The organism is Geminicoccus sp. (assembly GCF_035556675.1).
Taxonomy (GTDB): Bacteria; Pseudomonadota; Alphaproteobacteria; order Geminicoccales; family Geminicoccaceae; genus Geminicoccus.
Genome location: NZ_DATMFZ010000260.1, coordinates 1 through 9095, shown reverse-complemented (window position 1 = coordinate 9095; position 9095 = coordinate 1). Strand labels below are relative to the sequence as shown.

The following is a 9095-nucleotide window of genomic DNA, read 5'->3' as shown; positions in this document are numbered from 1 at the left end:
GCCGGGACCGGGCGCTCGACCTGCTGCCGGTGCTGCTGCAGCTGGACCGGAAGCGGGTACGGGCGCGGCTGCCGTTCGAGAAGATCGGCGGGCGGCCGGCCCTGCACTACCGCCTGCCCTGGGCGCAGGTGGGCGAGCCGGGCTGGAGCATCGTGCCGGACTGGCAGCGCTGGATGGCGGTGGAGCGGCTGGCCGCCGACCCGGATCGGCTGGCGGTGCTGAGCCTGGCGTTTCTGCGGGGCGGGGATGGTGCCGCGATGAAGCGGGGCAGGCTGCTCGGCTGCTCCTGAGCCGAGGCAGCCTGCCGGGGGGCTTCAGGCGGCGGCCACCACCTTGGCCCGCTGCTGCTCGGCGACCTTGATCGCGCGGCGGCGCTGCAGCGCCTGGTCGGCCAGCACGCCCGCCAGGATCACCGTGCCCATCACCGCGAAGTTCAGCGAGGTCGGGATGCCCAGGAGGTTGACCAGGTTCTGCAGGATCTGGAGCAGGATGGTGCCCAGCACGATGCCCGGGATCGAGCCTTCGCCGCCGCGCAAGCTACAGCCGCCGAGCACGGCCGCGGCGATGGCGTAGAGCTCGTAGAAGCTGCCGTGCGCCGAGGGCGAGACGGAGCTGGTGTAGAAGGCCAGGAACAATGCTGTGAGGCCGGCGAGCGCGCCGTTGATCATGTAGGCGGACGCGATCACGGCGCGGGTGTTGATGCCGGAGAAGCGGGCGGCTTCCTCGTTCTTGCCGACCGCCAGCAGGTGGCGGCCGAACACCGACTTGTGCAGGACCACGTACATCACGATCGCCACGATCACGAAGGCGATGAAGGTGTGCGGGATGCCGAAGGAGCGGCCGGACGCCAGCCAGAACAGGGTATCGAAGTCGCCATAGCCGAAGCCGATCGTGGCGTCCGCCATGTACCAGCGCGCGATGCCCCGGTAGATCAAGAGGCCGCACAGGGTCACGACGAAGGGCTGCAGGTGCAGGCGGGTGACCAGGAAGCCGTGGACCGCGCCGAAGAACAGGCCCAGGCCGATCGCGATCAGCACCACGAGCGGCCAGGGCAGGGCGAAGTTGACCAGGAGATCGACGAAGATCACGCCGATCAGCGCGAACATCGAGCCCACCGACAGCTCGATGCCGCCGGTGATGATGACGAGGCCCTGGCCGATCGAGAAGATCCCGAACAGGCCGATCAGGTTGGCCATGTTGACCAGGTTGACCGGCGAGAGGAACACCGGGTTGAGCGCGGTGGTGATGGCGCCGATCACCAGGACCAGGACGAGGAGGCCCAGATCTTTCTTGTGCATGGGGGGAGGTTCCTGATCAGGCGGCCGGGCGGTGGCCGATGGCGAGTTCCATGATGGCGTGCTCGGAAAGCTGGCTGCGCTCGAGGAAGCCGGCGATCGAGCCCTCGTGCATGACGGCGACCCGGTCGCTGACGCCGATCACCTCCTCCATGTCGGAGGAGATCATCAGGATCGCGACGCCGGCCTCGGCCAGCTCGCGCATGAGCTGGTAGATCTCGGCCTTGGCGCCGACATCGATGCCGCGGGTCGGCTCGTCGAAGATGATCACCTGCGGGCGCATCGACAGCCACTTGGCGAGCACGACCTTCTGCTGGTTGCCGCCGGACAGCGAGATGGCGGGCGTCTCGACCGAGGGGGTGCGGATGCCGAGCCGGACCTTCTGGCGCTCGGCGACGGCCAGCTCCTGGTCGCGGCGGATCAGCCAGGAAGGGGCGTATTCCTTCAGGTCGGCCAGCGAGATGTTCTCGCGGATCGGGAACTCCAGGATCAGGCCGGAGCGCTTGCGGTCCTCGGGGGCGAGATAGATGCCCCTGGCGATCGCGTCCTGTGGGGTGGCCACGGTGATGGGCTGGCCGTCCAGCGCGATCGTGCCGGCAAGTGGCGGGTCGATGCCGAAGATCGCGCGGGCGAGCGAGGTCCGGCCGGAGCCGATCAGGCCGGCCAGGCCCAGGATCTCGCCGCGGCGCAGGGTCAGGTCTACCGCGAAGTCGGGGAAGGCCGTGGTGCGCAGGCCCTCCAGCGTCAGCCCGCTCTCCTTGGGCGCGTGCTTGGGCGGGATGTAGACCGACTTCAGGTCGCGGCCGATCATCAGGCGGATCATTGCCGGGTGCTCGATCTCGTCCTTGTCGAGCGTGCCGACCAGCTTGCCGTCGCGCAGGCAGACCACCCGGTCCGCGCACTGCTTCACCTCGTTCAGCCGGTGGCTGATATAGACGATCGCGACACCCTGGGCCTTCAGCTCGGCGATCACCGACAGGAGCCGGTCGGTCTCGGACAGGGTCAGGCTGGAGGTCGGCTCGTCCATGATGATCAGCCGGGCGTTCAGGGAGAGCGCCTTGGCGATCTCGACCATCTGCCGCTCGGCAATCGCGAGCTCGGCGACGGGTGCGTCCGGGCCGAAATCGACGCCCAGGCGCTGGAGCAAGGGTGCCACGCGGCGGCGGGTTTCAGCGTTGTCGACCAGGTTGAGGAAGCCGCCCGAGCGCGGCTCGCGGCCGATGAAGATGTTGGCGGCGACGTCCAGGTTCTCGAAGAGGTTGAGTTCCTGGTGGACGAAGGCGATGCCGGCCTGCATCGATTCCGTGACGGTGAAGGCCGGCCGCTCGTTGCCGTCGACCCGGATGGTGCCCCTGGTCGGCTCGACGACGCCGCCCAGGATCTTCATCAGCGTCGACTTGCCGGCACCGTTCTCGCCGATCAGGCCCACCACCTCGCCGGCACCGATGGCGAAGCTGACGCCGGAGAGTGCCGTCACCCCCGGATAGGTCTTGGTGATGTCCAGGAGTTCCAGGAAGGGTGCCGGCATGCTCGTCTCGACGATGGTCGCAGGTGCGCGGTTCGCACGTGCGGGACGGGCAGTGCCTGCCCGTCCCGCGTGAGGTTACTTCGCCAGCAGCTCGCGCATCTGGCTCTGGAACTCCTCGACGTTGGAGGAGTCGATCACCTTGGTCGGCACGATGATCAGGCCGTTCTCCGGGATGAACGACTTGTCGCCCTCGATGACCTTGGCCAGGCCGATCATCGACTGGTAGCCGAACTCGTAGGGCTGCTGGACCACAGTCGCATCGACGATGCCGTCGGCGATGCCGCGCAGGGTCACCGGATCCTCGTCGAAGCCGATCACCTTGACCTGGCCGGTCTTGCCGGCCGCGCGGACCGCTTCGACGATCTGCGGCGTGTTGTACGAGTACAGCCCGACCAGGCCGGAAATGTCCGGGTACTTGGTCAGCGTGTCCTCGACGTTGCGCTTGGCGCGGGCGAAGTCGACCTCGTCGGTGCGGATGTCGATGATCTCGACGTTCGAGCCTTCCAGCGCCTGCTTGATGCCGTCGACGCGCTCGATCGCGTTGGCCGCACCCATGGTACCGACGAACATCATGATCTTGCCGCCGTCGGGCAGCGCCTTCTTGATCAGCTCACCGGCCTGGACGCCGGCCTGGCGGTTGTCGGTGCCGATATAGGCGACCCGCTTGGATTCCGGCGCGTCGCTGTCGGTGGTGAACAGCACGGCCTGGTCGGCGACGCGGTTCAGGATGTCGGTCGAGTTGGCGGGGTCGATCGAGCTGATCGAGACGCCGGCCACACCCTTGGTGAGCAGGTCATCCAGGATCCGGCGCTGCTCGGCCGCGGTGGCCTCGGCGACCACGTAGAACTCGACATTGTAGTTCGGCAGCTCTTCCTGGGCCTTCTCGGTGCCGCGCCGGGCGATCGTCCAGAAGTCCGCCGAGGCGTTGGTCACCAGAGCGAGGGTCTTCTTCTCCTGGGCCGAGGCGGCCCCGGCACCGATCGACAGCATCAAGGCGGCCGCGCAGAGCGCGACGATCCCACGTCTCTTCATGACTTCTCTCCCTGACCGACGCCACATCGGGCGAGTACCGATCAACTCAATACAAAAATAGTATTAATCCAGTTCCAGCGGCGCCGGCAAGCATCGATCCTGCCGCTCTTGGGCCGCTCCGGTCGAGGGAGGCGGTCGCGGTTCAGCCGATCAGCGGTGCCACGTTGCGAGGCTGGTAGCTATACGGCTCGCCGTCAACGTCGTCATCATCGAGGATCCGCCGGACCTGCCGGCCAAAGCGCAGCCGCACGCTCGGATGCAGCTCCTCGCCGATGGTCGGCAGGGGCCGGCCGCTCCGGTCGAGCGGCTGGTAGAGACGCTCCAGCAGGCCCACCGGCACTGGCCGGCCGGCGACCTGGCGCAGCGTCGGGGTGAGCAGGTCCTTGCGCGACCAGCTCCGGCGGGATTCGTGCTGCGGTGCCAGCGGGTCGACCGGCAGCTCCAGCAGCCCGCCATCCAGGCCGAGGCCGGCCAGTGCCGCTTCCTCGGCCATCCAGCGCAGGGGAATGTCGGCCAGCCGGCGCAGGCGGTAGCCGCCGCCGACATCGGCATGCGCGCCCGCGAACCAGACCTGGCGGATGTCGCAGCCGGCCGGTGCCTCTCCGGTCCAAAAGGTCGGCACGAACTCGTCGCGGTGCTCGTCGATCGCCAGCGCATGGCGGGCCACCCGGACCAGCGGCGAGGGCCGGGTGTCGTGGAACTGGTAGTCCTCCGCCAACAGCGGCCCCAGGAGGTCGGAAGGGATGCCCAGCGCGCCGACCGTGTCCCACACGCCCAGGAAGGCGATCGGCACCCGGTCATGGCAGCGCCCCGGCACATGGCCGCCGCCTTGCCGGTAGCGCTCCCAGGCCTGCATGATCCGGTCCTGGCAGTCGCGGCGCAGCAGGCCGCAGGCGCCGATGAAGCCCACCAGGCTGCGCGCGGTGAAGGCGCCGCGCGAGAAGCCGAACACGTAGATCTGGTCGCCCGCGACATAGTTCTGGGCTAGGAACAGGTAGCCGGCGCGAATGTTGTCGTCGATGCCGTGGCCGGTGGCACCGGCGATCAGCCGTTCCATGCCGCCGGCCGTGGCACCCACACCGCGCAGGTAGAGGGTGAGCTGCACCACCCCGTCCCGGCCCCGCGGCATCACCGCCTGCGCGATCCTGGTGACATTGGTGGCCGAGCCTTGCCCGTCCGTCCGGTTCCAGGTGCCGTCGAAACATAAGACCAGCCGCTTCATCGCCTCTCCCCCGCGATCGCGACGGCACATGCGGCCGCAGGTTGATGGTATATTTTCCTAGGATTATGTTCAAGATCGTCCTGGGCACACCCGCGTGTACCCGAGCCTCTGTCCGCTTTCCGGCCACGGCCCGGCTGTGGCACAATCGGCCCATGGACCTTCCCGACCTGCTCGTCCGTCTGCGCAAGCGCACCGTGGCGTTCGATGCCGCCCTGTTCCTGGCGCCTGCGCGCGACGGCCAGATACCGCCCGATCCGCAGGCGGCAGTGGCGGCGGTCGAGGCCGAGCTGGAGGAGGAGTTCGGCCAGGGAATCTGGCGGCAGTTCGCGGACGCGGCCGCCGCGGCCCTGCCGGGCAAGCCGGTGCCGCGGCTGGTCCAGGTGATGCTGGCGCGACGGGCACTGGCAGAGGGCGATGCCAAAGCGGCCTTGCGCCTCGCGGTGGCGGCGCTGGCGCGCGAGCAGCGCGATCTCGTCGCGCAGGATGTCTATCTGCGGGCCCGGGCGGCATCCGGCGAAGGACCGGGGCCCGTCGACCCGCGCGGGCGATTCTGCGCCAAGCCGTGGCGCGAGCTGGAGCTGCGGCCGGACCTGAGCGCCCATGCCTGCTGCCCGTCCTGGCTGACGGTACCGATCGGCCAGGCCGATGGGTCGGGGGGCTCGGGCTTCTGGAACTCGCCCGCGGCCAAGGCGATCCGCCGCTCGGTGCTGGACGGCAGCTTCACCTGGTGCTCGCGGCTGCACTGCCCGCACCTCAGCGCGGAGCGGCTGCCCGAGCGCGCGGCGGTGAGCGATCGGGAGCTCGTGGCGATCATCGAGGACGAGGTCACCGAGGTCGATGCCGGGCCGCGCCGGGTGCTGCTGAACTACGACCGGTCCTGCAATCTGGCCTGCCCGTCCTGCCGGCGCGAGCGGATCGTGGCCGATCAGACGGAGCGCCTGAGGCTGGACGAGGTGGCGGACCGGGTGGTGCTGCCGCTCCTGCGCGACGCCCGCATGGTGAAGGCGACCGGCTCGGGCGATCCCTTCGCCAGCGCCCATTTCCGTCGGCTGCTCAAGCAGCTCGACCGGCAGAGCTACCCCAGGCTGCGCCTGCAGCTGCAGACCAACGGCCTGCTGTGCGACGAGCGCGCCTGGGACGAATTGGACCTGGAGGGGCGGGTCGACGCGCTGTGGGTGTCGATCGACGCGGCCGAGGCCGATACCTATGCGGTGATCCGGCGCCACGGCGACTGGCAGCGCCTGCGCGCCAATCTCGACTTCATGGCGCGGCTGCGCGCGCGGGGCGGAGTGCGGGAGTGGCGCCTGGACTTCGTCGTGCAGACGCTGAACTACGCCGAGATGCCGGCGGCGGCGGAGCTGGCGCGCTCACTGGGTGCGGACGGGATCCATTTCCACATGATCCGCAACTGGGGCACGTTCACGCCGGACGAGTTCCGCCGGCACTTCATCGCCGCACCGGATCATCCCGAGCACCGCCGCTTCATCGCGACCCTGCACGACCCGCTGCTCGACTGGGACAAGATCGACTGGTCGGACCTGACCCCGCTGCGCAACCAGGCCCTGACCGCGGCGAGCCGGGCCGCCTGAGCGCCGGGCGACGGGGAACGTCCGGAAGACCGGAGGATGCCGTGCCGCTCAGGCGCCGGCCAGGCCGAGCCGGGCATCCATACCGTCCAGGGCGGCCCGCAGCTCCGGATGGCGCGCGACATGGAGCTCGGTGCGGCGGCGCGCCTCTTCCTGGGCGAGCGGCTCGATATCGGCGCTGCTGATGCGCAGGTCGCTGGCCAGCTCGTGCGGCGCATAGGCGTTCAGCTCGGCACGGGCCCGCTGCAGGGCAGCGCGGTGGAAACGGGCGATCTCGAACCGGCGCCAGGTCTCGGTGGAGCGCAGGGAGGCGGTGAGCTTCGCGAACATTGATGTCATCCAGTCGTGAGAAGTGAAGAGCAGAACAGACGCGGGCGCGACGGTCCGCCCGGCCGGGATGGGCCGCTCAGTCGGCGGCCACGAGGTGCGGGTGCTTCGGCGTGCCGAGCAGGGAGGCCAGCGGCGAGGGTGCCGTGGCGGCCTGCTGGTCGGCCCGGCGTGCGAGCAGCGCCTCCTGGGCCATGACGCGGATCTGGGCGAGCGATACCCGGCCGTCACCACGGGCAGCCGCCATCGCCGCGATGTCGCCGATCAGGTCGCGCTCCATGCCGAGGTCGGCCAGGCTGCGGTCGCTCAGGCGGCTCAGCGAACGACGGGTCTCGTAAGCCCGGTACTGACGAAGCGCACTGTCGATGATCTGTTGCACGGCACCCATTGTCTTCCACTCCACTCGAAGTCCAGCCGGTCGGACCTTGTCAGGCGGCTGGCCGGTTGTTCCCCGACCTTCCCGATCAAACTGATCTCTTGGCCGGACCCAACGATCGGGAAGATAAGCCTCGGTCTGGCTACCCACCACCCGACATGCTGCATCGCAGCGCTGCAGAATCAGATCGCTGCATTCTTCCGACACGAATCGGTGGCTTGTTTGTCACATATGGGGATAACATGCCGAAATTCCAGGCATATCAGTCGTGAATCCGTGCAACAGTGCCATATTGCAGTGCACCTAGAGGCCGCCGATTGCAGCAGAGGCCCCGTCCGGCTAACCAAAGCGACCGACACTTGCGGAAATCGGGCAGCAGAGTTGTTGCAGGCTCATGGACTGATCAGGTCGTTCGGCGGCGTGCGGGCCGTAGACGACGTCTCCTTCACCCTGGACCGGGGCACCATCACCGGCCTGATCGGCCCGAACGGTGCGGGCAAGACCACGCTGTTCAACCTGATCGCCGGCAGCCTGCCGCCCAGCGGCGGCGAGCTGCATTTCGAGAACCGGCGGATCGACCGCTGCCGCCAGGACCAGCGCACCCGGCTGGGCATCGCCCGCACCTTCCAGATCCCCCGCCCCTTCCCGGCCCTGAGCGTGCTCGACAACCTGCTGGTCGCGGCGAAGGACCAGACCGGCGAGCGCTTCTGGCGGGCCTGGACCAGTGCCCGCACCCTGGCGCGCGAGGAGGCGGCGATCACGGAGCGCGCCTGGCACTGGCTGCGCTTCATGGGGCTGGAGCGTCTTGCCCCGGCACCGGCCCGCACCCTGTCCGGTGGGCAGCGCAAGCTTCTGGAGCTCGCCCGCGCAATGATGCAGGAGCCGCGGCTGGTTCTCCTGGACGAGCCGGGGGCGGGCGTGGCACCGCCGCTCATGGCCCAGATCGTGGACCGGATCCGGGCCCTGCACGCCGAGGGGGTGACGTTCCTGATCATCGAGCACGACATGGACCTGGTGATGTCGCTGTGCCGCCCGGTCCTGGTGATGGCCGGCGGGCGGCTCCTGATGAGCGGCAGCCCCGACCAGGTCCGGGCCGACCCGCGCGTGGTCGAGGCCTACCTGGGCGGGGCCGCCCATTGAGCATGCTCCAGGTCGACCGGCTGGTGGCCGGCTACGAGCCCGGCCTGCCGATCGTGCGCGGCGCCTCGATCCAGGTGGTGCGCGGCGAGATCGTGGCGGTGCTGGGCCCGAACGGTGCCGGCAAGTCCACCCTGATCAAGGCGATCGCCGGGCTGGTCCGGGTGGAGTCGGGCGAGGTCCGCTTCGATGGCCAGGACCTCCGCCGGCTGCCCGCGCACCGTCTGGTCCGGGCGGGGCTGGCCTTCGTCCCGCAGACCGAGAACGTGTTCGCCAACCTGACGATCCAGGAGAACCTGGAGCTGGCGGGCTTCTTCCTCGGCCGGCGGCGCTGCCAGGAGCGGGTGGGGGCGATGTTCGAGCTGTTCCCGGACCTGGCGCGCCAGCGCACGCTGCCGGCCGGGCGCCTGTCCGGCGGTCAGCGCCAGATGCTGGCGGTGGCCCGCGCCCTGCTGGTGGAGCCCGGCATGATCATGCTGGACGAGCCTTCGGCCGGGCTGTCGCCCCGGCTGGTGGCGGAAGTGTTCGCCAAGCTCGCCGAGGTGCGGGCAGAGGGTACCACGATCCTGATGGTGGAGCAGAACGTGAAGGC

9 protein-coding genes and 1 pseudogene are annotated in these 9095 nt (G+C 69.3%); 4 read left to right on the top strand and 6 right to left on the bottom strand.

Annotation, left to right across the window (positions count from 1 at the left end):
* Positions 1 to 290: pseudogene (locus tag VNS22_RS18455) on the top strand (hypothetical protein); the annotation flags it as partial.
* A 24-nt stretch (positions 291 to 314) separates the two neighbouring features.
* Here the strand turns inward: VNS22_RS18455 and VNS22_RS18450 are convergent.
* From VNS22_RS18450 to VNS22_RS18435, 4 genes are all read right to left on the bottom strand, one after another.
* Complete coding sequence (locus tag VNS22_RS18450; protein ID WP_325734994.1) at positions 315 to 1298, bottom strand: ABC transporter permease; 984 nt, start codon at positions 1296 to 1298, stop codon at positions 315 to 317.
* A gap of 16 nt (positions 1299 to 1314) precedes the next feature.
* On the bottom strand, positions 1315 to 2823 hold the full coding sequence (locus tag VNS22_RS18445; RefSeq protein WP_325734992.1) for a sugar ABC transporter ATP-binding protein: 1509 nt from the start codon (positions 2821 to 2823) through the stop codon (positions 1315 to 1317).
* 75 nt (positions 2824 to 2898) lie between these two features.
* The gene (locus VNS22_RS18440; RefSeq protein ID WP_325734990.1) at positions 2899 to 3855 is read right to left on the bottom strand and encodes a sugar-binding protein; all 957 of its coding nucleotides are present in this window, start codon (positions 3853 to 3855) and stop codon (positions 2899 to 2901) included.
* A 142-nt stretch (positions 3856 to 3997) separates the two neighbouring features.
* A complete protein-coding gene (locus VNS22_RS18435; protein WP_325734988.1) occupies positions 3998 to 5077 on the bottom strand; it encodes a DUF2235 domain-containing protein in 1080 nt (359 codons plus the stop codon).
* A gap of 152 nt (positions 5078 to 5229) precedes the next feature.
* On the opposite strand from VNS22_RS18435, the gene VNS22_RS18430 reads away from it, so the two are divergent.
* Positions 5230 to 6666: a radical SAM protein gene (locus VNS22_RS18430; RefSeq protein ID WP_325734987.1), complete on the top strand. Its 1437-nt coding sequence runs from the start codon at positions 5230 to 5232 to the stop codon at positions 6664 to 6666.
* Between the two features lie 48 nt (positions 6667 to 6714).
* Here VNS22_RS18430 and VNS22_RS18425 read toward each other — a convergent pair whose 3' ends face one another.
* Together VNS22_RS18425 and VNS22_RS18420 are read right to left on the bottom strand one after the other, a co-directional pair.
* Positions 6715 to 6993, bottom strand: coding sequence for a hypothetical protein (locus VNS22_RS18425; RefSeq protein WP_325734985.1), 279 nt, complete (start codon positions 6991 to 6993; stop codon positions 6715 to 6717).
* A gap of 76 nt (positions 6994 to 7069) precedes the next feature.
* Positions 7070 to 7378 carry a DUF1127 domain-containing protein gene (locus tag VNS22_RS18420; RefSeq protein ID WP_325734983.1) on the bottom strand — a complete coding sequence of 103 codons (309 nt, stop codon included), beginning with the start codon at positions 7376 to 7378 and terminating at the stop codon, positions 7070 to 7072.
* A 372-nt stretch (positions 7379 to 7750) separates the two neighbouring features.
* Here VNS22_RS18420 and VNS22_RS18415 point away from each other — a divergent pair, with 372 nt between their 5' ends.
* Positions 7751 to 8506: an ABC transporter ATP-binding protein gene (locus tag VNS22_RS18415; protein WP_325734981.1), complete on the top strand. Its 756-nt coding sequence runs from the start codon at positions 7751 to 7753 to the stop codon at positions 8504 to 8506.
* A gap of 2 nt (positions 8507 to 8508) precedes the next feature.
* The coding region (locus tag VNS22_RS18410; RefSeq protein ID WP_325734997.1) for an ABC transporter ATP-binding protein at positions 8509 to 9095 on the top strand (587 nt) is incomplete at its 3' end.